This is a genomic window from Ruegeria sp. C5, from assembly GCF_056537605.1.
The window spans coordinates 18,452-42,765 of the sequence record NZ_JBQFRX010000002.1 but is presented as its reverse complement, the minus strand read 5'-3'; the positions used below and the strand labels follow the sequence as shown (position 1 = coordinate 42,765).

Below are 24,314 nucleotides of genomic sequence, written 5' to 3'. Positions count from 1 at the left end.
AGGGCAGAACGCCTATCTGGGTCCTATGAAACAGATTGCTTTTGCCCTTGCTATGACACTGGCTGCGCCCGCCGCGTGGGCGGCTGAAAAGCTGCCACTGTCGCAAATCTCTAACTACCTGAACCAGATGAAGACGGTTCAGACCACATTCACGCAGGTGAATGATGACGGATCGCTTAGCACCGGTAAGCTGTGGCTCGAGCGGCCCGGAAAAATGCGGTTCGAATATGATCCGCCCAACAGTGCGGTAGTTTTGGCGCGGTCGGGGACGGTGCAGATCTTTGACCCGAAATCCAATCAGCCGCCCGAACAGTACCCGCTGAAACGCACACCGCTGTCACTGGTGTTGGCGCGGAATGTCAATCTGGGGCAAGCCAATATGGTTGTTGGGCACGATTTTGACGGTACCGCTACGGTTGTGACGGCTCAGGACCCCAAGAATCCGGAAAGCGGGCGGATCGAGTTAATGTTCACATCCAATCCGGTCGAGCTGCGCAAATGGGTGATCCACGATAACGCTGGAAGTCAAACGACCGTACTGCTGGGGCCGTTGACTGAAGGCGGAAATCTCGATTCCAGCGTGTTTTCAAGCAAAACCCGTATCAGGTCAGACGATCGCTGACCTGATACGGGTTTGTTTAGTAACGGCAGTTCGCCAGCTGCGCCTGATACAGTTGCGCTCGGGCGTCTACATCATTCGCAACGTTCAACAGCCAAGATTTGCTGTTGTAGCTGCCGCGCGCGTAGCCGGTTTGCCCTTCGTGATAGGCCAGGTATTGGTTACGCGCGTCGGTGGGATGAATCCCGTTCCGCTCATAGCTTTTGTTCATGTACCAGCCAATGAAATCCGACGCATCACGGATGCGATCCCGCTTGGCGCGGCGTTTGCCGGTTTCGCGTTGATACTGCTCCCACGTGCCATCAAGTGCCTGACCATAGCCGTAAGCACTGCTTTGGCGACCCATCGGGATGACGCCCAGCACGTATTTGTGCGGTGTGCGCGCATCTGCGCGATAACGGCTTTCTTGGTAAATCGTGGCCATCTGAACGTGAACGGGGACACCCCATTTGCGCTCGGTGCTTTTGAAAGCCTTGATATAATCGGGTTTTTCGCGCGCAATGCTGCACGCGTCATTCAGTCTGCTCGGTGGCTGTTTGGACCCGCCACCACAGGATGCCAAAAGCAGCACCCCGAAGAGTACGAAAAGAATTCTGCTCATGTGCCTCGTGCCTTTTTTCTTTATTCTAGCGCAGATTGAGCTCTGAGGAAATCACAATCGTTACAGAATAATAGCGAGAATTATAGGCAGTGCGGGAACCGATAGCACGGTCGAGACCATGACCATGCCCGCAACCGCATCTGAATCCGCCTCAAACCGCTCTGCCAGCAGGTATGAGGTGACAGCGACTGGGGTACACATCTGCAAAACTAAAACTCCGAAAGCCACAGGGCCCAGTTCAAAACTGATGGCAAGAACCCAGCCCAACCCGAAGCACACCGCGAGTTTCAGCAAGGACAACCATATAGCCTGTTGCAGCTTCTGTGTTGTCAGGCGTGCAATCGCGACCCCAAGGGTGATCAGCATCATAGGCACCGCCATCTGGCCCAACAGTTCCAGCGTGTTGGTTAGAAACAGTGGCGTCTGCCATCCACGCCACAGAAACAATGCCCCCAGCAGCGTGGCCCAGACCATCGGCTCGCGCAGAACCTTGCCAAAGGCGCCGCGCCCCGCGACCAGATAGATACCGTAGGTAAAAGAAAACAGAGCGGTTACGGCCAAAAAGATCACCGCGAAACCCAATCCAGCCTGCCCAAAGGCAAAGATGCACAAAGGCAGGCCCAGATTCCCAGTGTTACCGAAGATAAGAGGTGACAGATAGGTCCGCTGCTCAAGCCCTGAGGCACGTACAAAGACCCAGAAAACCACCGCCAAAGCAACATGTGATGCAATCGCAGCGAGCGTGAAAACGGTCAATTCACCGCCAGGAATGTCGGTTTGCATCAAAGCTACGAAGATCAGGCTGGGCACCGCAAGCGTCACCGCAAACCGCGTGACAAATTGCAGCCGATACTCGAACCCGAGCTTGACCCACGCAAACCCGATCCCGGCCAGAAGGAACACCGGGGCAACGATTTCGAACACTGTTAGGAGTAGGTTCACAGACTGTTTCCCCGAATTTCAGCTCATTGGTTGGCTTTTCTGCCCGAAAAGATGTACTAAATGCTTTGGGGGCCGAAACAATGCTAAAGACACAAGCCAAGTACCGCCTGGGACAGGTGGTTCGACACCGTAGACACCCTTTTCGAGGGGTTATTTTTGATGTCGATCCGGAATTCTCGAACTCGGAGGAATGGTATCAGGCCATTCCTGAAGACAGTCGCCCGCTGAAGGATCAGCCGTTCTATCATTTGCTGGCTGAGAATGATCAATCCTTCTATGTCGCTTATGTTTCAGAACAAAATCTGGTTGAGGACCAATCGGGTGAGCCGGTAGACCATCCCGATATCCCCAACATGTTCGGCCCGTTTCAGGATGGATCTTATCCGCTGCACTTTCAGTTGAACTGAATATGTCCGTCATAATGGCGTGTGTCAGTAGCCTAATGCGCAACCGTCTTTACGGGGATCGCTAGCACCTTCCAGAACTCCGTTTGAACAGATTCGAATGGCTTGCGCACCACCCAGAGATGTTTCCGGTATTTGGACAGTGTGCCCCATATCGGATAATTGTTGCAGAACGGCATCGGAATAGCCTCGCTCGATTTTCAGAACACCCCCATCTGCAAATGCCCGAGGCGCATCGATGGCTTCCTGCAGCTCTATGTCGAAATCCGTGAGATTTGACACTAGCCGAGCGTGTCCGGTTGGTTGATAGGCACCTCCCATGACACCAAAGGGCATCGCGATGCGGCCTTGGGCGCGCAACATTCCCGGTATGATTGTGTGCATTGGTCGCTTTCCACCGGCAAGCTCATTTGGATGACCGGGTTCGAGGTTGAAACCAGCACCCCGATTCTGCAGCAAAATGCCGAACTTTTCCGAAGCGATGCCCGACCCGAACCCGTGGTAGATCGAATAAATAAGTGAAACGGCCATGCGATCCCGGTCAACCACGGTGATATAGACGGTGTCTTTGTGAACAGACTCGGTCAAGGGAGCGGCGGCAGCCATGGCGCGTTTCGGATTGATCAGCGCGGCAAGTTGGGCGGCTGTCTCAGGTGCAAGAAAATGAGCCATCCGCGTGCTGTGGTCGGGATCGGCGATGAAACGATTGCGTGCGTCGTAGGCCAGTTTGCTGGCCTCGGCTTCGATATGTACGCGTTCAGCCCCCCAAGGGTCCATTGCGGCCAGATCGAAGTGCTTCAAGATATTCAGCAACAGGATTGCCGTCGCGCCCTGACCATTCGGTGGGTGCTCGACCAGTTCGACACCGCCATAATCTCCGCTGACGGGCACAGTTTCATCGCTTTGCACGGCCGCGAAATCCTGCGCAGTCTGTACTCCACCCAGATCGGACAGGGCCGCAAGCATGTCATCGGCAATCTCACCAGAGTAAAATGCCTTTTGACCGTGTTGTGCCACGCGCCGAAGAACTTCTGCCTGACCGGGTGCGCGAAAAACCTGCCCGGTTTGCAGGGGTTTGCCGTCAATCAGATAATGATCACGGGCCGCGCCTTGCAGGGTGGATGCGCTGTTCTTCCAATCAAAGGCAACGCGTGGAGCCACCGGAACACCTGACTCGGCATAATGGATTGCGGGTTGCAGGATTGCTTCCAGGCCCAGCCGACCTTCGGTTTTTGCTAGACGGCAGAATGCCTCAACCGCTCCGGGAATTGTCACGGCATCCGGGCTGGTCTCGGTAACCGAATTTGAACCGCGATCCCGCAATGCCTGTGCATCCGCTGCTGCCGCGGCTCGACCCGAACCGTTTAGTGCGCGAACAGTCTGCTCGCCTGCGCGATTGTACAGAACAAAGCAATCTCCACCCAAGCCGGTCATTTGCGGCTCGCAAATTCCCAGAAGCACTGCGCCTGCAATGGCTGCGTCCATGGCATTGCCGCCCTGCTGCAGAATATCCAGCGCGATTTTGGCGGCCAACGGATGGGACGTTGCGCACATCCCTTCGGTTGACAAAACTTCAGAACGGCCTGTCTTGTGAAAATCGCGCATGGGTCTTTCCTTCTGCAAACACGCAGACACTAAGCCGCAGCTGGGAATTGTCCAATGCTATCAGAGGAAGGAGGTCCTCGGCGCCGCTCACTGGGTGGGGGCTGTGACGCTAGGCGCCGAGGGAAGCTATCTGAGCTACCCCTTACTTATGACCTTTGTTTGCGGCGCGACAATGGTTCGATCTAGGCCTTATTGTGGCCATTTGATGCCTGCTAGGACATCTCGTCAAAGTCGAACCGCAAGCAGAGCAGGTTCCCGCCGCTTTTGCGTTCATATTGTATGTCGCTGGCAAGTTGATGAATCAGGTGCCAGCCAAAGCCGCCCTCGGGCAGGTCCTGCAAAGCAGTGTCGACAGATGGTGGAGTGCCGCTCGGTATCCGCAATTTAGGCATCGGGTCGCCGGTATCGGTGATCTGAATCACCAGCTTCTTTGCACATAATGAGCAATCGATTTGAACGTCAGCGGCGGCCACCCCGGCATAGGCATGTTCGACCACGTTGTTGATCGCTTCCGTCAGCGCGATTCTTACGTCATCTGCTTTGCTTTCCGGCAATCCCTGCGCCGCAAGCCGTGCGCTTAACGCCGCGATCCCTGCGCTGGCCTGCACTTGTGTCGCGGGAAAGCTCACCTCCAGGCAGTTTTGTTTGCAATTCGAGCACACGCTGTTCCACCTCTGCCGATCGTCAGTCTGCACCAGCGCCGATCGCCTCATCCAGCGATTTGAACAGTCTGAACACGGTGTCCATGCGGGTCAGGCGGAACACTTTTTCAACGATCGGGCGCAAGCCGGCCAGATCCAATCTGCGCCCTTTTTCCAATTGTTTCATCGAGGCGACAATGGCGCCCAGACCGCTGGAGTCGATGAATTCGACAGAAGACAAATCCAACACCACCCGTTTGGCATGGGTTTGGGTTTCCGCGCGCATATCTTCCTTGAATTGAATTGCCATCGCGGCATCAATTCGATCACAATGAACGGATATTATCTGTGTCTCGCCGGTGATCTCGCTGCTGAGCCCCATGTTCGTCCGCCTTTGGCAATGCAAAATGATGGTAGAAATACGCTAGACGGTAATTCTTACCATTCGGTATCCATAGGCTGGAAAGTTCAAGGAGATTTCGGATGAACGAGGTTGTGATAGCAGGTGCCGCGCGTACACCAATGGGCGGCTTTCAGGGCATGTTTGACGGCGTCGCCGCTGCTGATCTGGGCGGTGCTGCTATCCGCGCAGCGTTGGAGGGTGCTGGCGCTCGGACCGTGGATGAGGTGCTGATGGGCTGCGTCCTGCCTGCCGGCCAGGGACAGGCCCCGGCGCGTCAGGCTGGGTTTGCCGCCGGTCTGGGAGAAGATGTACCTGCCACAACGCTCAACAAAATGTGTGGTTCAGGCATGAAGGCAGCAATGATTGCGTTTGATCAGATCGCTTTGGGCCATACTCAGACCATGGTCGCTGGCGGGATGGAGAGCATGACCAACGCGCCCTATCTGTTGCCCAAGATGCGCGGTGGCGCCCGGATCGGACATGGGCAAGTGGTTGATCACATGTTTCTTGACGGGCTCGAAGACGCCTATGACAAAGGTCGGCTTATGGGCACGTTTGCCGAGGACTGTGCCGAATCCTATCAGTTCACGCGCGAGGCGCAGGACGAATACGCCCTGCGATCGCTTTCGAACGCGCTGTCCGCGCAGGAAAATAATGCGTTCGACCAGGAAATTACACAGGTCAAGATTCAGACTCGTAAAGGCGAGGTTGTGCTGGACGCGGATGAGCAACCCAAATCGGCGCGGCCCGAGAAGATACCCACACTGAAACCAGCCTTTCGCAAGGATGGAACGGTTACGGCAGCCAATTCTTCTTCGATCTCGGATGGCGCAGCCGCCCTTGTGCTTGCCTCGGCAAAGGCAGCAGAACAGCAGGGCCTGACCGTGCGCGCACGAATTCTTGGCCACGCCAGTCACGCGCAGGCACCGGGGCTGTTCACAACTGCTCCGGTTCCGGCAGCGCAGAAATTGTTGGATCGTATCGGTTGGAAAAAAGAGGATGTCGATTTGTGGGAGGTTAACGAAGCCTTCGCCGTGGTACCGATGGCCTTCATGCACGAAATGGGCTTGTCCCGTGAGATCGTGAATGTGAATGGCGGCGCATGTGCGCTTGGCCACCCGATAGGTGCCTCGGGGGCTCGGATTATGGTCACGTTGCTCAATGCGCTGGAAAAGCGAAATCTCAAGCGCGGTGTCGCTGCAATCTGCATTGGCGGCGGAGAAGGGACGGCCATCGCAATAGAACGCGTTTGACGCTTTGTCTTTTTGCAAATACTCGGGGAATTGGCGGCAGCGCCCGCAGTTCCCCGGATGCAAGGTCTACCAACATGAAAGCCGACTACGACACACTCTCCAAAACCATAGCCGCCTTGACCGACAGTGAAACCGACGAGGTTGCACTGATGGCTACGGTGGCATGCGAAGTGCATCACTCGGACGACCGATTCGACTGGACGGGATTTTACCGCGTAACTGAGCCCGAAGTGCTAAAGATCGGGCCTTATCAGGGGGGGCATGGCTGCCTAGTAATCCCTTTTGAACGCGGTGTGTGTGGTGCGGCTGCCCGTTCAGGGCAAGTGCAATTGGTTTCGGATGTAGATGCTTTCCCCGGCCATATCGCTTGTGCGTCATCCACTCGGTCCGAGTTGGTTCTACCGGTGCGGGATGCGAATGGTAACGTGATCGCTGTCTTTGATATCGACAGCGACCAGCCCGACGCGTTTACCAAAGATGATGCGACCGCACTTGGTGCTATTCTAACGGATGTATTTGCGCGTTAGAGGGTTCCGACCTATCGCAAAAATGCGCCAAGATCTCGGGACATAATCAGATAGCAAAGCCCGGCCTGAAACGCTGTGATCGTGTATAGCCAAGCCGAGAAACCGCGCTTGCGGGTCTTGTGCCCGAAGATCCAGCGACCCAGTAGCGCGGCCAAGCTGCCACCTAGTGCCGCCAACCATAACAAGCGCCGCTCGGGGATGCGTCGCCTTCTACGGCGCGCGCGCAGCTTATCCCAGCCAAACGCCATCAAAGTCAGGGCATTAATGGCCCAAAGATAGATTACGGCAATCCACATGGACCGTGCATAGCCAACTAAATTTGCAGACCCAAGTGAAAAAATGCTTGGAAATTTCACCGATTCGAGGCACCGTGAAAAAGTAACAGAAAATTTCACGCAGACTCGGAGCGCAACTTGAATTCGCAAGCCCCTCATAGCGCATCCCTCGGTGCCGATCTGCGCGCACTGCGCAAGGCGCGCGGGCTGACTCTGACTGAGATCGCCAACCGATTGGATCGGTCCGTTGGCTGGCTCAGCCAGGTCGAGCGTGACATGTCCGAGCCGTCGATTTCGGATCTACGCCAGATTGCCGAATGTCTGGGTGTGCCGATGTCGATGCTGTTTGCCCATTCCGCTGCGCCGGTGGATGAGCAAGGGTATATTGTGCGGGCAGGGTCCCGTCGCCCGATGGGCTCTGGCGAAGAAGGGTTGATCGAAGAACTGCTTTCGCCTGACCTGACCGACGATTTCGAGATGGTGCATTCGACCTTTGAGCCGCATTCGCAGATGCAGACCCCGGCAAACCGGCCGACGCAGGAAGTCGGCTATATGGTTTCAGGCCGTCTGGAACTGACGATCGGCTCGCGCCGCTTTCAGGTCGGCCCCGGCGATAGCTTCCGGATCAAGCACGAGCCCTACACTTGGTCCAACCCCTTTGATGAGCCCGCTGTGGCGATCTGGGTTATCGCCCCGCCGGTGTACTGATGAGTTTCGAGGCCTGGACCATATTCGCTTTGTTCTGGGTGGTGTTCGTGACCACCCCGGGGCCGAATGCGGTTAATTGCATCTCAAATGGGATGAGCCTGCCATTCCCAAAAGCTATGCTGGGTGTACTGGCTATTCTAACGCAGGCAAGTGCGTTCCTGATCCTCTCGGCAGTGGGGATCACTGCGTTGATTGCCGCGTCGCCAACAGGTTTCTTTGTCGCCAAGCTGATCGGGGCCGGGTTTCTGATCTGGATGGGCATTCGCGGTTGGATGAACGCAGCGAAACCCGCTCCGGCGTCAGAGCGTCCGGCGCGGCATGTTTACTTTCACGCGTTGGCTGTTGCCACGATCAACCCCAAAAGCGTCGCCGGATACCTTGCGGCGTTTTCGCAATTTGTGCAGCCGAATGTACCCATCTGGCAGCAGATGGCGGTGATCATGCCGACGGCACTGGTCATCACGACGCTCAGCTATACCGGGTTCACCTCGCTGGGGGCGCTGATGGGCAAGGCTGCGTTGGGGGCGGTGTTCAATATCTGGGTACGCCGCGTGATGGCGACCTGTTTCATCATTTATGGCGTTTTGCTGGGTGCCAGTTCGACGCCGACAGCGAGGGGATAAAGACATGCATACCGGTTCCTGCCTGTGCGGCGCGGTCGCTTTTATTGTTGACGGAGACCTCACGCCACCAAATGCCTGCCATTGCGGGCAGTGTCGCAAACAGTCGGGTCACCTGTGGGCCTCGACCGTTACGCAACAGGACAATCTCAGCTTTACCACCAGCGAAACGCTGGGCTGGTATCGCGCCTCTGACATTGCCAAGCGCGGATTTTGCCGCGCTTGTGGCTCGTTCCTCTTCTGGCAGCACAATGACGAGGACACGATCGCAATTTCCGTGGGCTCACTGGATGAGCCGACCGGGTTGAAACTCGCCCAGCACATCTTCGTTGCGGACAAGGGCGATTACTATGACATCAAAGACGACCTGCCCCAGCGGGCACACTAATAGGGAACCAAACACATGAGTGATTTTCCAACCAAGGCCCGTGTGGTCATCATCGGCGGCGGCGTTGTGGGCTGTTCATCGCTGTATCATCTGGCCAAGAAGGGCTGGACGGATTGTGTTCTGCTGGAAAAGAACGAACTGACCGCAGGCTCGACATGGCACGCGGCGGGTAACGTTCCGACGTTTTCGACCTCGTGGGCGATCATGAACATGCAGCGCTATTCGACCGAACTGTATTCGCGCCTCGCGGACGAGGTCGACTATCCGATGAACTACCACGTTTCCGGGTCAATTCGTCTGGCGCACAGCAAGGAGCGGATGCAGGAATTCGAACGGGCCATGTCTATGGGCCGCTATCAAGGCATCCCGATGGAGATGTGGACTCCGGAAGAGGCCAAGGAACGCTATCCTTTCCTGGAGACCCATGATCTTGAAGGCGTTCTGTATGACCCGACCGATGGTGACATTGACCCGGCGCAGCTGACTCAGGCTCTGGCCAAGGGAGCGCGGGATATGGGGCAAAAGATTATCCGATTCTGCCCGGCAACCGGTGTGACACAGCAGGACGACGGCACATGGACCGTGCATACCGAAAAGGGTGATATTGCCTGCGATTATGTGGTGAACGCCGCCGGTTACTATGCGCAGCGCGTAGGGGAATGGTTCAAACCCTTTGGCGGCCGAACCGTCCCGGCAATGGTCATGAGCCATCAGTATCTGTTGACCGACGAAGTTCCTGAAATCGAAGCGTGGTCGAAAGAAAACGGTGGCAAGAAGCTACCGCTGCTGCGCGATGTCGATATCTCGTACTATCTGCGGCAAGAGAAGAATGGCTTCAACCTTGGCCCTTATGAGCCCAATTGCAAGGGCCACTGGATGACCAAGGATGACCCGATGCCCGAGGATTTCAGCTTCCAACTGTGGAATGATGATCTGGACCGGATCGAGGATATCGTCACCGATGCAATGGAACGGGTTCCGCTGATGGCAACCTCGGGCGTTGGTCGCGTCATCAATGGCCCGATCCCCTATGCGCCAGATGGTCTGCCGTTGATTGGCCCGATGCCGGGTGTGACAAACGCGTTCGAGGCTCATACCTTCACTTTCGGTATCGCCCAAGGTGGTGGTGCAGGCAAAGTTCTGGCCGAATGGATCGTCGATGGTCACACCGAATGGGATATGTGGGCGGTCGATCCGCGTCGTTACACCGACTACACCGATCAGGATTATTGCAATCAGAAAGGGATGGAGGTCTACGGCAACGAATACGCCATGCATTTCCCACATCACGAATGGCCTGCCGCACGCGACAAGAAGGTCTCGCCTGTGCACGCCAAGGTCAAGGAATTGGGCGGTGTCATGGGCGCGTACAACGGCTGGGAACGCGCAAACTGGTTTGCGCAAACCGGCGATGACACGTCACTGGAAGCCACCCATACCTGGGGACGTTCGGGCCCTTGGGAGCAACGGGTCAAAGAAGAATGCGAAGCCGTGCGCGATCACTGCGGGGTGCTGGATCTGCCGGGCTTCTCGCGGTTCTGGATACAAGGCGAGGGGGCGGATGACTGGCTGCGTGGCTTCTGTACCGGAGGTATCCCTAAAGCAGGGCGCATGAATCTGATCTATGTCTCGGATGAAAGAGGGCGCATTCTGACCGAGCTGTCCTGTATCCGTCTGGCTGAGAACAATTTCGTCCTAATCACTGCTGCCACGGCACAGTGGCACGATGGTGATTTGATCCGCAATTCGGTGCCCGAAGGTGTGACCGTTCGGGAAACCACAACCGAGCGCGACACACTGATCGTGACAGGACCGATGACGCGGAACGTATTGTCCGGCATCACCGATGCAGATTTGCAGCAAGGGTGGCTGACCCACCAATTCGCCAAAGTGGCCGGGCAGGATGCCTTCTTGATCCGTGTATCTTTCGCGGGTGAGTTGGGTTGGGAAATCCATGCTGAAAATGATGCGATGCCCGCCATCTACGAAGCTGTGCTGGCCGCTGGAGCGAAACCCTTTGGCATGTATGCGTTGAATTCGCTGCGGATCGAGAAAGGCTATCGCGCGTGGAAAGGCGACCTAAGCACGGATTACTCTCTGCTGGAAGGTGGTTTGGGGCGCTTTGTCAAGCTCGATAAACCGCAGGATTTTGTTGGCAAAGCAGCCATTCAGAACGAAAAACAGCAAGGCGTTAAAAAGTCCTTTGTCACTCTGATCGTGGACGCAGGTGAGGTCGATGCGCCTTACATGTCCTGCATCTGGAGCGGTGATGAGATCGTGGGTGAAACCACATCGGGTGCGTGGGGGTATCGCATTGGTGCCTCGGTCGCGCTGGGCATGGTGCGCGCAGATCTGGCTGTCCCGGGAACTGAGCTAGAGGTTGAAATCTACGGACAGAAATGTCGTGCTGTTGTTCAGGAGGATCAGCCGCTCTGGGATCCTGCAAATGAACGGTTGAGGGCCTGACCCCTACGACAGAAAGGCGCTGATATGACCCGGCAGATGGAAGGCGTATATCTGACTGGCCATGGAGGTCCTGAGGTGTTGGAATGGCGGGAAGACGTCCCCGTTCCAACCCCCGGTCCAGGGCAGGTTCTGGTGCGCGTCGCCGCTGCCGGGGTCAACAACACCGACATCAACACGCGGATCGGCTGGTACTCGTCGGATGTTACAGAAGCGACGGATGCGGTAGATCAGCAGGTTGAGGCCGGCGGGTGGGGAGGTGCGCTGCACTTTCCCCGCATCCAAGGCGGTGATCTGTGTGGGATTGTTGAAGAGATTGGACCGGGGGCAGCGTTCAAGCCCGGCCAACGCGTGACCTGTCCTATCAACTTGCCACGCCCGGGGCCGGGTAGACCGCATGGTTTTATCGCGCTTGGTTCAGAAATCGACGGAGCGTTTGCCCAATACTGTCTGGTCGATAGCAATGATCTCTATGATGTGACCGCCTCGCCCCTATCAGACGTGGAAATCGCCGCTATTCCCTGCGCGTTTGGGACCGCAGAAAACCTGCTGACTCGCGCTGGTGTGTCGGCAGGCCACACAGTGCTGATTACAGGGGCTTCAGGCGGTGTGGGCCTCGCCGCGGTCCAGCTCGCGGCGCTACGAGGAGCGACGGTCTGGGGGGTGACAAGCGCTGCCAAGGCGGATGTGGTCAAAGCGCAGGGGGCGTCGGCAACCTTTGACCGGGATGCGCAACTGCCGAAGGATTTGTTCGATGTCGTCATCGATGTGGTGGGCGGCTCGGCTTGGCCCGATCTCATACTGGCGCTGAAACCCGGCGGGCACTATGCGGTGTCAGGTGCAATCGCTGGCCCCATCGTCAGCGCCGATTTGCGAGACATCTATCTGCGCGACATCACAATCCATGGCTGCACCCATCAGCCTCCCGAAGTCTTTGGCCGACTTGTTGTGCTGATGAATGCAGGTCGGATCAGGCCTTTGGTCTCAAAAACCTACCCGTTGCGTGACATTGTTCAGGCGCAAGAGGATTTTATGTCCAAGACCTTGCCCGGGAAACTGGTATTAATACCGTGAAAGGGGGGTAGATGGCTGACATTACGCTTTTAGATGGTTCGATCGGGCAGGAACTGGTGAAACGCAGCGGTGACCAGCCCACGCCTTTGTGGTCAACGCGGGTGATGATCGACAAACCTGACTTGCTGACCGAAGTTCACGCGGCCTATTTCCGCAGTGGCGCGACGATTGCCACCACGAATACCTATGCCATTCACCGCTCGCGGCTGGTGCGTGAGGGGATCGAAGACCAGATGCCACGTCTGATCGAGGCTGCTCTTTCGCGGGCCGAGCAGGCTTGCGCGGGAACTGACGGTCGTATCGCTGGTTCGCTTGGTCCGCTTTTGGCCAGCTACCGGCCCGATCTGAACCCCGACCCAGACGATGCGGCTGAAAAATTTGCCGAGCTGGCTCAACTGATGGCAGACCGGGTTGATCTGTTCCTGATCGAAACCGTGTCCTCGGTTCTGGAAGCCGAAGGTGCGCTTCGCGGTACCGAGAATTGCGGCAAACCCGTCTGGCTGGCATTGTCGGTTATGGATGATGACGGCACGCGATTGCGGTCAGGCGAAGCGCTGGAGGACATAGCCCCGCTTGTTGCGCGTTACGCCCCCGAGGCCGTTTTGATCAACTGCGCGCGCCCGGAAGTGATTCCGGCTGCACTGGAGATCATCGCAAAGCTGGGTCGCCCATTCGGCGCTTATGCCAATGGCTTTACTGGTATCAAAGACGGTTTTTTGAAGGATGCCCCGACGGTTGACTCTCTGGAAGGCCGTCATGACCTAGACCCTGACGCCTATGCGCAGCATGCCATGGGCTGGGTGGCGCAGGGCGCGACGATTGTTGGCGGTTGCTGCGAAGTTGGGCCAGATCACATCGAAACCCTTGCCGACAGTTTACGCGCGGCCGGGCACACAATTGTTTGAGTGTGCCTCATGTCGATCCGCAACAAACCTGAACGGCGAAAAGATCGGGATCAGCAGCATTTCGATATTCTGGTTGCACCCGGTTTCGTGTTGCTTGAATTGGCCTCGTTGGTCGATGTGTTGCGCCTGGCCAACCGGGTATGCGCGCATCCTCCGTTCACATTCACATACCGGTCCCGAAAGGGGGGACCTGTTGAAAGCAGCAGTTGCGCGACGGTGTCGACCGAAACCATACCTGCGCAGCCCGATGCGGATTATCTGTTTGTGATCGGAAACTCGGATCCGGATCAGCCAGAGCTTTCTTTAGGTCGCGTCGTGCCCGACTATACGTACCGGGGAGCCCAGGTCTTTTTGCTGGCCGAAGCAGCAAGCAGGTACATCGACGAAAACGGCGCTGATCATATGGCAACCCATTGGGAAAACGCCTCTTTCTTACGCGAACGTGGCGCGCGTTTTGAGGCCAAGCTTTCAATTGCGACCGAACAGGGTTCGGTGGTCACCTGCGCTGGAATGGAGGCAACGACGGATGTGGCACTGGCGGTTATTGGGCGGCACATTTCGGGTGCCGCCAAGATGACAGTTGCGGACATCATGCTGCACGAGAACATCCGCGATTTCTCATCTATGCAGCCGTTCTCAGGCGCTCGGAATACAGCCACAGGTGACGCAAAGCTGGATCAATGTATCAAGCTGATGCAGGCGAATATCGAAGAACCGTTACCGATCAATCAGATCGTTGACATGTTACACGTGTCGAACAGATCGCTTGAGCGCAAGTTCAAGGCAACTTTCGCAACCACTCCAAACGGATTCTACCGAGAAATGCGCTTGGCCAAAGCCAACAACCTGCTTTTGAACACAACGATGAGCGTGCGGGAAATCGGCTTGGTGTGCGGCTTTCCAAACGGATTCTCATCCGTTTACAAAAGCGTCTTTGGCGTCACTCCGTTTGTTCTGAGACGTCAAAAAAGACGTGCAGAATATAGGTGATTTTCGCGATTGAGATGACGTTTTTGACGCTTTTTTTGTCGATCCTTCATGGCATTTTGCAAAAAACCTGAGACAGCGGAGACATCAGGATGGTTGATCTTCCCACCAAGGCCCGTGTGGTCATCATCGGCGGCGGCGTCATCGGATGCTCGGTCGCGTATCACCTTACCAAGAAAGGGTGGACCGATGTTGTGTTGCTTGAGCGCAAGCAACTGACCAGCGGCACCACATGGCATGCTGCAGGTCTGATTGCGCAGCTGCGCGCGACCGCAAACATGACCAAGCTGGCCAAGTACAGTCAGGAACTCTATGGCGCACTTGAGGAAGAAACTGGCGTTGCCACAGGGTTCAAGCGTTGCGGATCGATCACGGTGGCCCTGACTGAAGAGCGCAAGGAAGAGATCTATCGTCAGGCCGCCATGGCCCGCGCCTTCGGGGTTGAGGTCGAAGAGATCGACAATGATCGTGTGCAGGAGCTGTATCCCCATCTGAACCTGGAAGGGGTCAAGGGGGCGGTTTATTTGCCTTTGGACGGGCAGGGTGATCCAGCGAATATCGCTCTGGCTTTGGCTAAAGGTGCGCGTCAGCGCGGTGGCGTCGTCAAAGAACGTGTGAAAGTCACCGACATCGTCAAGCAGGGTCGTAAAGTCACCGGCGTGGACTGGATTGCGGACGATGGCAGTTCCTCGGGCCATATCGAATGCGACATGGTGGTGAACTGTGCGGGCATGTGGGGCCACGAGGTTGGTAAGATGGCAGGTGTGAACGTGCCGCTTCACGCCTGCGAACATTTCTATATCGTGACCGAAGGGATCGACGGGCTGACCCAACTGCCGGTGCTGCGCGTACCGGATGAATGTGCCTACTACAAAGAGGATGCCGGAAAAATCCTGCTGGGCGCGTTTGAGCCAAATGCAAAACCCTGGGCGATGAACGGCATCCCCGACAGTTTCGAATTCGACCAGTTGCCAGAGGATTTCGATCACTTTGAACCAATACTCGAAGCGGCCTGCAATCGGATGCCGATGTTGGCCGAGGCGGGGATTCACACCTTCTTTAACGGCCCCGAGTCCTTTACGCCGGATGATGCATATCACTTGGGACTCGCCCCCGAGATGGATAACGTTTGGGTCGCTGCAGGGTTCAATTCGATTGGTATTCAGTCGGCGGGTGGTGCTGGTATGGCACTGGCCGAGTGGATGGACTCGGGCGAGAAACCGTTCGATCTGGGCGATGTTGACATCAGTCGCATGCAGCCGTTTCAGGGCAACAAGCAGTACCTCTTTGAGCGTTCGAAAGAGACGCTCGGCCTGCTTTATGCCGACCACTATCCCTATCGCCAAAAGACCACCGCGCGCGGTGTGCGCCGGACACCGTTTCACCATCACCTGATCGAACAGGGTGCCGTGATGGGCGAATTGGCTGGGTGGGAGCGCGCCAATTGGTTTGCCAACGAAGGGCAGGAACGAGAATATCAATACAGCTGGAAACGGCAGAACTGGTTCGAGAATTCGGCTGCCGAACACCGTGCCGTGCGCGAAAATGTAGGCATGTATGACATGTCGTCCTTCGGCAAAATCCGCGTCGAAGGGCCGGATGCCGAGAAATTCATGAACTATATCGGCGGCGGCGATTATTCAGTGCCCAATGGCAAGATCGTCTACACCCAATTCCTAAACCGTAGCGGTGGGATCGAAGCAGATGTCACGGTCACACGGTTGACTGAGACCGCCTACCTGGTCGTCACCCCCGCGGCGACCCGATTGGCGGATCAGACCTGGATGATGCGTCATGCAGGCGGCTTCAATGTGGTTATCACCGATGTCACCGCTGGCGAGGGCGTTTTGGCCGTCATGGGGCCGAATGCGCGTGCATTGCTTGAAAGGGTTTCGCCCGCTGATTTCTCGAACAGGACTAACCCCTTTGGCACGGCACAACAGATTGAGATCGGTATGGGTCTCGCTCGCGCCCACAGGGTGACCTATGTGGGTGAGCTTGGGTGGGAGATCTATGTGTCGTCCGACATGGCAGGTCATGTTTTTGAGGCGCTGCACGAAGCCGGACAAGATATGGGCCTGAAACTCTGCGGCATGCACATGATGGACAGTTGCCGGATCGAGAAGGGTTTTCGCCATTTCGGTCATGACATCACCTGCGAGGATCACGTGGTCGACGCGGGATTGGGATTTGCCGTCAAAGTGGACAAAGGCAGCGATTTCATCGGTCGCGAGGCGGTGATGGCCCGAAAGGAAAGCGGGCCCAAGAACCGGCTTGTCCAGTTTAGACTGACTGATCCCGAACCACTGTTGTTCCACAACGAACCAATCGTGCGCGATGGTGAATATGTAGGTTACCTTAGCTCGGGCAATTATGGTCACACGCTGGGTGGTGCCATTGGTCTGGGCTATGTGCCCTGCGAGGGCGAAAAGCCTGCAGACGTGCTGGCCTCGACCTATGAGATCGATGTCTGTGGTGTGAAAGTCCAGGCAGAGGCGTCGTTGAAACCGATGTATGATGCGAAATCCGAGCGGGTCAAAGTCTAGAAAGCATCGACAGTGGTAGGCTCTGCCCCACCGTCCGTACCGGGCGACGCTCGCGAGAGTATTTGTGGCCAGATGAATAAGGGATCACCTGCTCATCTGGCCAACAATATCCATGAGCGTGAGACAGCGCTTCGCATATAGGTTGGCTGCAGAACGCGCGACCTATCAGAAACTTTGATGCCCTGCTTCACAGTTTTGATAGTTCCCAAGCCCATCTGATTTGCCGTAGAGAAACACGGTATCAGTCGGAGACTCGCTGTGGCAGACACCCGCGTACCACCAAACAATACCGATACGCCCAAAGGGCTGGCGTTGGCTGTGATGGCCTATGTGCTTTGGGGCTTCCTGCCACTTTACATGAAAGCAATGGAGCATATCGGCCCGATCGAGGTAGTTGCGCATCGGGTGATCTGGTCGGTGCCGGTGGCCGGGCTGCTGCTGATAGCGCTCGGGCGGACCGGCGATCTGAAAACTGCACTTCGCAATCCCAAAATGTTGGGTATGGCGGCAATTACAGCGGCGCTGATCTCGGTGAACTGGGCGATTTATGTCTGGGCGATTTCATCGGGGCATGCGCTGGACGCGGCTTTGGGCTATTACATCAACCCTTTGTTCAGCATTGCGTTGGGTGCGATATTGCTGCGTGAACCTCTGAACCGAACACAGTTGGTTGCGGTCGGGTTGGCCGCTTTGGGGGTGTTGGTACTGGTGTTTCAGGCGGGAAGCTTACCCTGGGCGGCTTTGGGCTTAATGTTCAGCTGGGGGTTTTATGCGTTCTTCAAGCGCTCACTCCCGATCGGGCCCAACCAAGGGTTTTTGTTGGAAGTCCTGATTCTACTGGTACCCGCCCTGGCCTACGTCACCTGGCTTGGAACAAGTGGTGCCGGGCATTTTGGAGCAGCCGTGTCAGACACTGCGCTGCTTGCAGGCGCGGGGCTGGTGACTGCAATTCCGTTGCTGCTTTATGCCAATGGGGCCAAACTGGTGCGTCTGTCGACGATGGGTATCCTGCAGTACATCGCGCCCACGATGATTTTTATCACCGCGATCACGTTGTTCGGAGAGCGTATTGATCAGGCAAGATTGATCGCGTTCCCCCTGATCTGGGCCGGGTTGATTGTGTATTCGATCCCGATGATCCGGCAAATACGGTCTCAGGCCTAGCGAATGAGCTGGGCAAGCTGTTCCGCCCAGATTGCATAGGCCTTGGGGCTTGGATGATATCCGTCCGGCGCGGCGAGCGCCGGGTCATCGGGCAGGTTCAGCGCCAGATGTGAAACTTGCGGATATGCTGCAGCCACCTTCTGCAAGCCGTGATCCAGCCTTGCAGCCTGCTGCCCCAAAAACCAGGCGAGCGGCTGAGGCAGAGCGGGAAAACGCGCCATCTGAGGAACCGCAGACACGATCACCCGCCTGGCCTTCATCGGCCCGGTCAGAAGATCCAATAGCCGGGTTTGTCGGTCCTCAAAGCTTTGTCTGCTTACCGCTCGGGTCACGTCGTTCACACCCAGCGCCGTTATGGCCACATCAAACTGTTCGAAAAGCCCTTGCAGCTGCTCAATTGTGTTTTGAGTGGTATGCCCGGTGGCCGCCTCAAGCCGCCATTCCACGGTATAACGCTTTGCCAATTGGCCGACCAGTTGCCCGGATAGCGCCTGGCCTTGTGTGCCCGCCCCAACGCCAGCGGCCGAGCTGTCCCCGGTGATCAACAAGCGCAGTCTGGGCCCGCGCCCTGCACACCCTTGGCGGGGACCAGTCGGTTCTGGCAGAAATTGCGCATTGCGTCTTACCGCGAACCCCTGAATGGCCAGAATAGGCAAAAGCGGAATTCTGAGAATCTGATCGGCGGCAACAGGCAAAGGAACCGTTAGCTCAGCGCATCTTTGAACTTTAGAAAGCGCGCATCTTTCATGACTCGTGCCATCATGGCTTCGCGCAAGGCTCCGACGGTCTTGTAAGGACGCATGACGACCTCAAATTCCTGAATAAGCCCGTCTGCGTTCAGCGTGATCAAGTCTACACCCACGGCGTCCAAGGCACCGACTTTGCATTGAAACTCCAATGCCCAATCGTCGCCGTCGCCCATGATCCGACGATACTGAAATTCGGAAAACACCTGACCCACATGACCCAGAACCGCTGCAACAGGTTCACGCCCGGTCCAGGTGCTGTAGTAAGTGGGTGGTGAAAACCGAACATCTTCGGCCAGCAACTCTTGGATCAGGCCTTCATCGCCCTTGGCCACTACTTCTTGCATTCGTTTGATCGTCGGGTGCATACCGTCTTCCCTCTTGTTGACCAAAGAGTTGCTGAACCTTTTCACTCACGCAAGGACGACGTTGCGGGAGGGGGCCGCCTGAGATAGGCAAGCGCGCATGAGCGAAACCTATGATCCCCCAAACTCTCCTCTGGATGTGCTGTTTGAAGACACGCAATTGATCGTGGTGAACAAGCCGGCGGGTTTGTTATCGGTGCCGGGGCGGGGAGCGCATCTTGCTGATTGTCTGCTAACTCGCGTGCAAGTTGCGTTTCCACAAGCGTTGCTGGTGCATCGGTTGGATCGGGATACATCCGGTGTAATGGTGTTTGCACAGACGCCGCATGCCCAGCGGCATCTGGGGCTACAGTTCGAAAATCGCCAGACCCGCAAAACTTATGTCGCGCGCGTATGGGGGCGGGTAGAACCAAAAACGGGAACGGTTGATCTGCCGCTGATCGTCGATTGGCCCAATCGCCCCCGTCAGATGGTCTGTCACGACACCGGCAAGCCTGCTGTTACGGATTGGCGCGTGGTAAAATACGAGGGCGAGACAACGCGTGTTCGCCTGTCTCCCAAGACCGGACGATCGCACCAGTTGCGGGTTCATATGCAGGCGCTGGGGCATCCTATCTTGGGTGATCCGTTTTATGCCGATGGCGCGGCGCGCGACTTCCCGCGGTTGATGCTTCATTCGGAAGAACTGCGCCTCAAAAATCCCGAAGGCGGGGTGTCGATGAAATTTCGCGCGCCAGCCGAATTCTGATTCTAGGCGTTACTGGTCCAAAGCATCTTCAGGTTTCCCAGCGAAAACCGCCGGGTGCGTTTGACCGGGCGTATAACTTGGCGTTCCCGTGCGGCAGCAATTTCACGTTCGATTTCGAATCCGCGCAAAACGTGACCTTGGGACCAGCGATCCAGTTTCAAGGTCATCATGACGTGATTGTCGAGGTAGGGCATAGTCACTCTCCTGAATTGCAATTGCCCAATCTTCGCCCAACACTCCTGACACCACCTTGTCAGGGGGGTGTGCTAAGTTGTCAGCAGATCTTTAGGAGACCCGGATGCGCCGATCGACACGTCTGTTCGAAATCATTCAGATCTTGCGTGCTGCTGAAGCGCCCGTGACGGCCGATGCGTTGGCCGCCAAGCTCGAGGTTTCGGTGCGCACCGTCTACCGCGATATTGCCGCGTTGCAGGCCCAGCGTACGCCAATCGAAGGCGAAGCGGGTGTTGGCTATCTGATGAGGCGCGGCTATGACCTGCCGCCATTGAATTTCGATGCGGAAGAGGTTGAGGCCCTGTGGGTGGGCCTGTCGATGCTGGCCCGCACTGGTGACAGTACCCTGCAACAGGCCGCTGACCGGGTGTGTCGTAAGATCGAAGCCCTGCGCGCGCCAGCTAACTGGCTTCAGGTTGCGCCTTGGGGCGCGCCGATGGATGATCCGGAAAAGGGCTGTGTGCCGGTCGTAAACTACCGCGAAGCGATCCGGGCTGAACGCAAAATACGCATCACCTACGTGAATTCAGAAGGCGAACGTACCGAACGCACGGTGCGGCCCGTCGCCCTGATCTACCACATAGAATGCACTATGCTGGCCGCGTGGTGTGAGCTGCGAAACGGGTTTCGCCATTTCCGCACAGATCGGATCTGGGCATGCGAACTGACCGAGGATCATTTCTGCGGGCAAGGGGAACTACTGCGTGCAATCTGGCAAGAGCAGAACACCTGGGATAACTCCGCAGGGGTGGCCTGAATGGCGGGTATTCGCCTATTTCACTCAATTGTTGCTTGAGGCCCATTGTTCTCACTGTGTTATACTAAGCGTAACGAAACAAACCCGGTGAACGGGTACGTGAGCAGAAGGTGATGCAATGACGATTTCCAAATGTGTACTGACGGTTGGACTGTGTTCAGCCCTGTTTTTGGGGGCGTGTACCGACCCGGGCACTCTCAGCGTGCAAAACGATCCCAATCAGAATGCCAAACAAGGCGCGTTGCTGGGTGGTCTGATTGGCGCGGGCGTGGGTGCGATTGCCAATGATTCCGACCCGCTGCTGGGTGCATTGGCCGGTGGGGCCATCGGTGCCGCAGGTGGTGGCGTGATCGGCAATCAGCTTGATCGGCAGGCGGCTGAGTTGCGGCAACAGCTGGCGAATGACGGCATAACGATCGTCAACGCGGGGGATCGCTTAATCGTCACGGTTCCGAATGACATCACCTTCGACACCGACAGTTCCACCGTGCGCCCGGCCTTGCGTGCCGATTTGGTGAAGGTGGGGCAGAATTTGGTTAACTACCCGAATTCGAATGTCCAGATTATCGGTCATACTGACAGTGACGGAGAGGCGTCCTACAACCTCGGACTGTCTGAACGCCGCGCCAATGCGGTGGCTGATATTCTGCAGGCCAATGGTGTCAGCTACGCCCGTATCACTACTGTCGGGCAAGGTGAAAACAACCCGATCGCATCGAACCTGACACCCGAGGGGAAAGCCCAGAACCGGCGGGTCGAGATTGTGGTAGTTCCCAGCGACAACACCTGATCACGCGTCTCGCGCACAATGACTGCGCGTCATCGGGCCTTTGGTTCGATGGTGTCTCGGGATAACTAAGGGGAAACACCAAAGCGGAGTTTCCCCATGTCCCAACCGATCCTTCTTGGCCTTTCCGGCTCGCTACGGCAGGATGCGACCAACCGTAAATTGCTGCGCGAAGCTGCACGCCTGTTCGAACCCGGCACGTTCATTGAGGCTGATCTCAATCTGCCGCTTTATGACGGCGATCTCGAAGTTGGCGAAGGCATACCTGAAGCCGTGCAGGTTTTGGCCGATCAGATTGCCCAGGCCCACGCGGTGATCATATCAACCCCGGAATACAACAAAGGGCCTTCGGGTGTTCTAAAAAACGCGCTGGACTGGGTCAGCCGGACGAAGGGCAAGCCTTGGATGGATAAACCGCTCGCCGTCATGTCCGCCGCTGCGGGCCGGGCCGGGGGTGAACGGGCGCAAATGATCTTGCGGTCCTTCATGGTTCCCTTTCAGCCACGCATTCTGCAAGGTCCCGAGCTTCACTTGGCGGACAGCTCGAATGAATTTGATGCAGACGGGCGGCTGTCTAACGACCGCTACGAGCATACGCTGCATAACCTGATGCAGAAGCTGCGGGCAGAGGCCGGGTTTTAATCCTCTTTGCTTGCCGGTCTGTACCGCAACTTCTAGGTTATGCGGATGAAGGATCAAGACCAGATAGAGACTCAGGCCGATGTCGTAGATCCTGCCCGAGCGGCTGCACTGCAGGTAGCATTGGGGCAGGAACCGACGATTGAGGCAGGCTCAGTACTCCCTCCCTTCTTTCATCAGCTCTATTTCTGGTCGCCGCATGTGCCGAGCGATCTTGGGCGTGATGGACATCCGCGGGTAGGCCAAGGTCTGATCCCCGATATGGGACTACCAAGGCGCATGTGGGCAGGTGGGCGACTGCAGTTTCATCAGCCCTTTGTGGCAGGGGTCGCAGCCGAGCGTCGGACGGTCAGAGAAAGCGCCGTGGCAAAGACAGGACGTAGCGGACCGTTGGCATTTGTCACCCTGCGTCACGAGATTTGGCAAAAGGGCGCGCTGAGCGTGACCGAATGGCAGGATCTGGTTTATCGAGAAGATCCCTCATCAAACGCACCGGCTCCACAAGTTCCGATGGCCCGAACGGATGAGTTGGATCACCGCATTGTTGAATTTGATACAACCCTGCTGTTCCGCTATTCGGCGCTAACGTTCAACGGACACCGGATCCATTACGATCTTGAGTATGCGCGCGACGTGGAAGGCTATGCCGGGCTGGTTGTCCACGGGCCTCTGCTGGCCCAATCCCTCATGTTGTTCGCTACTGATCTGATGGGGCCTCTGGCGGAGTTTACGTTTCGCGCATCGTCGCCGCTGATGAATTTCGAAACGGCGACCCTGTGTAGGGACGGTCAGGAGTTTTGGGTGCGTGGACCCGGAGGCCGACAATGCATGTCAGCCAAGGCAATACCGCAATCAGAGTGAAGCTTCGGGCAGAAAATCCTGCGGGATTCTATCGCGCCCTTCCAGCATCAACTCGGCCATGACCTCGGCCACCTTCGGTGCCATACCAAAACCGATCTTGAATCCCCCATTGGCGATAAACTGCCCTTTGCGCAGGGGATGCGCGCCCAGCATCGGCGCGCGGCTTTTGCTGCGGGGGCGGACACCGGCCCAGCGTTCGATCACTTCCGCCCCGTGCAGGACCGGCACGGCACGCATGGCGCGGTCCAGTACATCGTCCAGAGCGGCATCTGTGCTGGTCGGATCGTCGTATTCGCGTTCTGATGTCGAGCCAATGGCCAGCGTACCATCGGCATGAGGCACGATGTGAACAGCATCGGCAAACAACTGTGGTACGTCGCCCGCATCAAATCGCAGCAACGCCGCCTGTCCTTTCACGCCGTTACCGATTGTTTTGCCAAACGCCTTGCTGAGCTCTTGCAGACCCGCAAGTCCAGTGGCGTGTACGACTTGTCCCTTGTCGGGCGCTTCGGCGGTAACTTCTACTCCCATTACGGCAAGCGCGGCCACCAGCGCCGCGCAGGCACGCCTTGGGTGCATGCGCGCGCTTAGCGTATCGTGGACGACATATCCCGTCGGGCTGGGTGGGCACCAGGCACCAATCTGATCCACCAACCGGACGCGCCAATCAGCCTGACCCTGCCAGAGTGTTGCAGCTGTTTGTTCACGCGCTTGGGCCAACTCCAAACCGCGTGCGTCTGGTATGGGTTGCAGACGCCCAAGACGTGCGTAGCCGGGCGACACACCACCGGTGGCCTCGACCTGTTTCCAGAACGGTTCAGCCATGATTAAACTTTCAAACTGGAACGCCTTTTTGGTGTTCCAGTTTTCGGGCACATGTGGGGCCAGCGCGCCAACAAGCCCTCCACTGGACCCCGCGCCCGGACCAAATGGGTCGACGATCTGAACCTTCGCGCCGCGCCGTGCGCAGGTCCAGGCGATGGAGAGGCCAAATATTCCTGCGCCCCGCACCGTCACATCGACCATTGCCAATCCCCTTTTCGTTGTTCAGT

At 57.0% G+C, this 24,314-nt stretch carries 28 protein-coding genes; 18 read left to right on the top strand and 10 right to left on the bottom strand.

Features of this window, described 5'->3' with window-relative positions:
* Positions 1 to 25 precede the first annotated feature (25 nt).
* On the top strand, positions 26 to 622 hold the full coding sequence (locus tag ACR0AW_RS08155) for an outer membrane lipoprotein carrier protein LolA (protein ID WP_170508886.1): 597 nt from the start codon (positions 26 to 28) through the stop codon (positions 620 to 622).
* A 16-nt stretch (positions 623 to 638) separates the two neighbouring features.
* On the opposite strand, the gene ACR0AW_RS08150 is transcribed toward ACR0AW_RS08155, so the two are convergent.
* On the bottom strand, positions 639 to 1,220 hold the full coding sequence (locus ACR0AW_RS08150) for a transglycosylase SLT domain-containing protein (RefSeq protein WP_170425842.1): 582 nt from the start codon (positions 1,218 to 1,220) through the stop codon (positions 639 to 641).
* A 60-nt stretch (positions 1,221 to 1,280) separates the two neighbouring features.
* Complete coding sequence (locus tag ACR0AW_RS08145) at positions 1,281 to 2,162, bottom strand: AEC family transporter (protein WP_170732519.1); 882 nt, start codon at positions 2,160 to 2,162, stop codon at positions 1,281 to 1,283.
* Between the two features lie 80 nt (positions 2,163 to 2,242).
* Here ACR0AW_RS08145 and hspQ point away from each other — a divergent pair, with 80 nt between their 5' ends.
* Entirely contained in the window at positions 2,243 to 2,569 is a 327-nt protein-coding gene (hspQ, locus tag ACR0AW_RS08140; RefSeq protein ID WP_170398818.1) for a heat shock protein HspQ, read from the top strand.
* Positions 2,570 to 2,593: 24 nt separating this feature from the next.
* Here the strand turns inward: hspQ and ggt are convergent, their stop codons facing one another.
* From ggt to ACR0AW_RS08125, 3 genes are all read right to left on the bottom strand, one after another.
* Complete coding sequence (gene ggt, locus ACR0AW_RS08135; protein WP_170732517.1) at positions 2,594 to 4,171, bottom strand: gamma-glutamyltransferase; 1,578 nt, start codon at positions 4,169 to 4,171, stop codon at positions 2,594 to 2,596.
* Positions 4,172 to 4,383: 212 nt separating this feature from the next.
* The gene (locus ACR0AW_RS08130; RefSeq protein ID WP_480438887.1) at positions 4,384 to 4,800 is read right to left on the bottom strand and encodes an ATP-binding protein; all 417 of its coding nucleotides are present in this window, start codon (positions 4,798 to 4,800) and stop codon (positions 4,384 to 4,386) included.
* A 55-nt stretch (positions 4,801 to 4,855) separates the two neighbouring features.
* The gene (locus ACR0AW_RS08125) at positions 4,856 to 5,194 is read right to left on the bottom strand and encodes an STAS domain-containing protein (RefSeq protein WP_170398809.1); all 339 of its coding nucleotides are present in this window, start codon (positions 5,192 to 5,194) and stop codon (positions 4,856 to 4,858) included.
* A gap of 101 nt (positions 5,195 to 5,295) precedes the next feature.
* Here ACR0AW_RS08125 and ACR0AW_RS08120 point away from each other — a divergent pair, with 101 nt between their 5' ends.
* Positions 5,296 to 6,468 (top strand): acetyl-CoA C-acyltransferase, encoded by a 1,173-nt coding sequence (locus ACR0AW_RS08120; protein ID WP_170732516.1) that lies wholly within the window; start codon positions 5,296 to 5,298, stop codon positions 6,466 to 6,468.
* A 74-nt stretch (positions 6,469 to 6,542) separates the two neighbouring features.
* Entirely contained in the window at positions 6,543 to 6,995 is a 453-nt protein-coding gene (locus tag ACR0AW_RS08115) for a GAF domain-containing protein (RefSeq protein WP_170732515.1), read from the top strand.
* A gap of 11 nt (positions 6,996 to 7,006) precedes the next feature.
* Here ACR0AW_RS08115 and ACR0AW_RS08110 read toward each other — a convergent pair whose 3' ends face one another.
* Positions 7,007 to 7,291, bottom strand: coding sequence for a DUF1294 domain-containing protein (locus tag ACR0AW_RS08110; protein WP_170406651.1), 285 nt, complete (start codon positions 7,289 to 7,291; stop codon positions 7,007 to 7,009).
* A gap of 117 nt (positions 7,292 to 7,408) precedes the next feature.
* On the opposite strand from ACR0AW_RS08110, the gene ACR0AW_RS08105 reads away from it, so the two are divergent.
* The 9 genes from ACR0AW_RS08105 to rarD all read left to right on the top strand — a co-directional run bounded on the left by ACR0AW_RS08105 (position 7,409) and on the right by rarD (position 18,125).
* The gene (locus ACR0AW_RS08105) at positions 7,409 to 7,978 is read left to right on the top strand and encodes a helix-turn-helix domain-containing protein (protein WP_170732514.1); all 570 of its coding nucleotides are present in this window, start codon (positions 7,409 to 7,411) and stop codon (positions 7,976 to 7,978) included.
* Positions 7,978 to 8,601 carry a LysE family translocator gene (locus tag ACR0AW_RS08100; RefSeq protein ID WP_170646731.1) on the top strand — a complete coding sequence of 208 codons (624 nt, stop codon included), beginning with the start codon at positions 7,978 to 7,980 and terminating at the stop codon, positions 8,599 to 8,601. Before ACR0AW_RS08105 ends, ACR0AW_RS08100 begins: the two co-directional genes overlap by 1 nt.
* Before the next feature lie 4 nt (positions 8,602 to 8,605).
* Positions 8,606 to 8,986, top strand: coding sequence for a GFA family protein (locus ACR0AW_RS08095; protein WP_170596812.1), 381 nt, complete (start codon positions 8,606 to 8,608; stop codon positions 8,984 to 8,986).
* 15 nt (positions 8,987 to 9,001) lie between these two features.
* A complete protein-coding gene (locus ACR0AW_RS08090) occupies positions 9,002 to 11,452 on the top strand; it encodes a GcvT family protein (RefSeq protein ID WP_170508875.1) in 2,451 nt (816 codons plus the stop codon).
* A gap of 24 nt (positions 11,453 to 11,476) precedes the next feature.
* Positions 11,477 to 12,523: an alcohol dehydrogenase family protein gene (locus ACR0AW_RS08085; RefSeq protein ID WP_170732513.1), complete on the top strand. Its 1,047-nt coding sequence runs from the start codon at positions 11,477 to 11,479 to the stop codon at positions 12,521 to 12,523.
* An 11-nt stretch (positions 12,524 to 12,534) separates the two neighbouring features.
* Positions 12,535 to 13,428 carry a homocysteine S-methyltransferase family protein gene (locus ACR0AW_RS08080; protein ID WP_170732512.1) on the top strand — a complete coding sequence of 298 codons (894 nt, stop codon included), beginning with the start codon at positions 12,535 to 12,537 and terminating at the stop codon, positions 13,426 to 13,428.
* A gap of 9 nt (positions 13,429 to 13,437) precedes the next feature.
* Positions 13,438 to 14,418, top strand: a complete 981-nt coding sequence (locus ACR0AW_RS08075; protein WP_170406633.1) for a GlxA family transcriptional regulator — start codon at positions 13,438 to 13,440, stop codon at positions 14,416 to 14,418.
* 89 nt (positions 14,419 to 14,507) lie between these two features.
* Positions 14,508 to 16,961 carry a GcvT family protein gene (locus ACR0AW_RS08070; protein ID WP_170732511.1) on the top strand — a complete coding sequence of 818 codons (2,454 nt, stop codon included), beginning with the start codon at positions 14,508 to 14,510 and terminating at the stop codon, positions 16,959 to 16,961.
* Positions 16,962 to 17,219: 258 nt separating this feature from the next.
* Complete coding sequence (gene rarD, locus ACR0AW_RS08065) at positions 17,220 to 18,125, top strand: EamA family transporter RarD (RefSeq protein ID WP_170398771.1); 906 nt, start codon at positions 17,220 to 17,222, stop codon at positions 18,123 to 18,125.
* Here rarD and ACR0AW_RS08060 read toward each other — a convergent pair.
* Together ACR0AW_RS08060 and ACR0AW_RS08055 are read right to left on the bottom strand one after the other, a co-directional pair.
* Positions 18,122 to 18,673: an SGNH/GDSL hydrolase family protein gene (locus ACR0AW_RS08060; RefSeq protein WP_480438883.1), complete on the bottom strand. Its 552-nt coding sequence runs from the start codon at positions 18,671 to 18,673 to the stop codon at positions 18,122 to 18,124. The two genes, rarD and ACR0AW_RS08060, sit on opposite strands and share 4 nt — an antisense overlap.
* A gap of 155 nt (positions 18,674 to 18,828) precedes the next feature.
* Positions 18,829 to 19,239 carry a nuclear transport factor 2 family protein gene (locus ACR0AW_RS08055; protein ID WP_170398766.1) on the bottom strand — a complete coding sequence of 137 codons (411 nt, stop codon included), beginning with the start codon at positions 19,237 to 19,239 and terminating at the stop codon, positions 18,829 to 18,831.
* A gap of 97 nt (positions 19,240 to 19,336) precedes the next feature.
* Here ACR0AW_RS08055 and ACR0AW_RS08050 point away from each other — a divergent pair, with 97 nt between their 5' ends.
* Positions 19,337 to 19,984 (top strand): RluA family pseudouridine synthase, encoded by a 648-nt coding sequence (locus tag ACR0AW_RS08050; protein WP_170625796.1) that lies wholly within the window; start codon positions 19,337 to 19,339, stop codon positions 19,982 to 19,984.
* A 2-nt stretch (positions 19,985 to 19,986) separates the two neighbouring features.
* Here the strand turns inward: ACR0AW_RS08050 and ACR0AW_RS08045 are convergent, their stop codons facing one another.
* Positions 19,987 to 20,178: a hypothetical protein gene (locus tag ACR0AW_RS08045; protein WP_170732509.1), complete on the bottom strand. Its 192-nt coding sequence runs from the start codon at positions 20,176 to 20,178 to the stop codon at positions 19,987 to 19,989.
* Positions 20,179 to 20,282: 104 nt separating this feature from the next.
* Between ACR0AW_RS08045 and ACR0AW_RS08040 the strand changes: the two genes are divergently transcribed.
* The 4 genes from ACR0AW_RS08040 to ACR0AW_RS08025 all read left to right on the top strand — a co-directional run bounded on the left by ACR0AW_RS08040 (position 20,283) and on the right by ACR0AW_RS08025 (position 23,262).
* The gene (locus tag ACR0AW_RS08040) at positions 20,283 to 20,975 is read left to right on the top strand and encodes a helix-turn-helix transcriptional regulator (protein ID WP_170732507.1); all 693 of its coding nucleotides are present in this window, start codon (positions 20,283 to 20,285) and stop codon (positions 20,973 to 20,975) included.
* A 118-nt stretch (positions 20,976 to 21,093) separates the two neighbouring features.
* On the top strand, positions 21,094 to 21,765 hold the full coding sequence (locus tag ACR0AW_RS08035; RefSeq protein WP_170398755.1) for a YiaD family glycine zipper/OmpA-like lipoprotein: 672 nt from the start codon (positions 21,094 to 21,096) through the stop codon (positions 21,763 to 21,765).
* 96 nt (positions 21,766 to 21,861) lie between these two features.
* The gene (locus ACR0AW_RS08030; RefSeq protein ID WP_170646722.1) at positions 21,862 to 22,404 is read left to right on the top strand and encodes an NAD(P)H-dependent oxidoreductase; all 543 of its coding nucleotides are present in this window, start codon (positions 21,862 to 21,864) and stop codon (positions 22,402 to 22,404) included.
* A gap of 45 nt (positions 22,405 to 22,449) precedes the next feature.
* The gene (locus ACR0AW_RS08025; protein WP_170732506.1) at positions 22,450 to 23,262 is read left to right on the top strand and encodes an HTD2 family dehydratase; all 813 of its coding nucleotides are present in this window, start codon (positions 22,450 to 22,452) and stop codon (positions 23,260 to 23,262) included.
* Here ACR0AW_RS08025 and ACR0AW_RS08020 read toward each other — a convergent pair.
* On the bottom strand, positions 23,254 to 24,288 hold the full coding sequence (locus tag ACR0AW_RS08020; RefSeq protein ID WP_170663211.1) for an NAD(P)/FAD-dependent oxidoreductase: 1,035 nt from the start codon (positions 24,286 to 24,288) through the stop codon (positions 23,254 to 23,256). The genes ACR0AW_RS08025 and ACR0AW_RS08020 overlap by 9 nt on opposite strands.
* Positions 24,289 to 24,314: the final 26 nt, after the last annotated feature.

Excerpts from the sequence above, each read along its gene's own strand:
- ggt (WP_170732517.1), bottom strand. The coding sequence starts at position 4,171 with ATGCGCGATTTTCACAAGACAGGCCGTTCTGAAGTTTTGTCAACCGAA.
- ACR0AW_RS08155 (WP_170508886.1), top strand. The coding sequence starts at position 26 with ATGAAACAGATTGCTTTTGCCCTTGCTATGACACTGGCTGCGCCCGCC.
- ACR0AW_RS08055 (WP_170398766.1), bottom strand. The coding sequence starts at position 19,239 with ATGCACCCGACGATCAAACGAATGCAAGAAGTAGTGGCCAAGGGCGAT.
- ACR0AW_RS08040 (WP_170732507.1), top strand. The coding sequence starts at position 20,283 with ATGCGCCGATCGACACGTCTGTTCGAAATCATTCAGATCTTGCGTGCT.
- ACR0AW_RS08030 (WP_170646722.1), top strand. The coding sequence starts at position 21,862 with ATGTCCCAACCGATCCTTCTTGGCCTTTCCGGCTCGCTACGGCAGGAT.
- ACR0AW_RS08115 (WP_170732515.1), top strand. The coding sequence starts at position 6,543 with ATGAAAGCCGACTACGACACACTCTCCAAAACCATAGCCGCCTTGACC.
- ACR0AW_RS08080 (WP_170732512.1), top strand. The coding sequence starts at position 12,535 with ATGGCTGACATTACGCTTTTAGATGGTTCGATCGGGCAGGAACTGGTG.
- ACR0AW_RS08150 (WP_170425842.1), bottom strand. The coding sequence starts at position 1,220 with ATGAGCAGAATTCTTTTCGTACTCTTCGGGGTGCTGCTTTTGGCATCC.
- ACR0AW_RS08100 (WP_170646731.1), top strand. The coding sequence starts at position 7,978 with ATGAGTTTCGAGGCCTGGACCATATTCGCTTTGTTCTGGGTGGTGTTC.
- ACR0AW_RS08090 (WP_170508875.1), top strand. The coding sequence starts at position 9,002 with ATGAGTGATTTTCCAACCAAGGCCCGTGTGGTCATCATCGGCGGCGGC.
- ACR0AW_RS08120 (WP_170732516.1), top strand. The coding sequence starts at position 5,296 with ATGAACGAGGTTGTGATAGCAGGTGCCGCGCGTACACCAATGGGCGGC.
- ACR0AW_RS08035 (WP_170398755.1), top strand. The coding sequence starts at position 21,094 with ATGACGATTTCCAAATGTGTACTGACGGTTGGACTGTGTTCAGCCCTG.
- ACR0AW_RS08110 (WP_170406651.1), bottom strand. The coding sequence starts at position 7,291 with ATGTGGATTGCCGTAATCTATCTTTGGGCCATTAATGCCCTGACTTTG.
- hspQ (WP_170398818.1), top strand. The coding sequence starts at position 2,243 with ATGCTAAAGACACAAGCCAAGTACCGCCTGGGACAGGTGGTTCGACAC.
- ACR0AW_RS08085 (WP_170732513.1), top strand. The coding sequence starts at position 11,477 with ATGACCCGGCAGATGGAAGGCGTATATCTGACTGGCCATGGAGGTCCT.
- ACR0AW_RS08075 (WP_170406633.1), top strand. The coding sequence starts at position 13,438 with ATGTCGATCCGCAACAAACCTGAACGGCGAAAAGATCGGGATCAGCAG.
- ACR0AW_RS08050 (WP_170625796.1), top strand. The coding sequence starts at position 19,337 with ATGAGCGAAACCTATGATCCCCCAAACTCTCCTCTGGATGTGCTGTTT.
- ACR0AW_RS08125 (WP_170398809.1), bottom strand. The coding sequence starts at position 5,194 with ATGGGGCTCAGCAGCGAGATCACCGGCGAGACACAGATAATATCCGTT.
- ACR0AW_RS08095 (WP_170596812.1), top strand. The coding sequence starts at position 8,606 with ATGCATACCGGTTCCTGCCTGTGCGGCGCGGTCGCTTTTATTGTTGAC.
- ACR0AW_RS08020 (WP_170663211.1), bottom strand. The coding sequence starts at position 24,288 with ATGGTCGATGTGACGGTGCGGGGCGCAGGAATATTTGGCCTCTCCATC.
- ACR0AW_RS08070 (WP_170732511.1), top strand. The coding sequence starts at position 14,508 with ATGGTTGATCTTCCCACCAAGGCCCGTGTGGTCATCATCGGCGGCGGC.
- ACR0AW_RS08045 (WP_170732509.1), bottom strand. The coding sequence starts at position 20,178 with ATGCCCTACCTCGACAATCACGTCATGATGACCTTGAAACTGGATCGC.
- ACR0AW_RS08025 (WP_170732506.1), top strand. The coding sequence starts at position 22,450 with ATGAAGGATCAAGACCAGATAGAGACTCAGGCCGATGTCGTAGATCCT.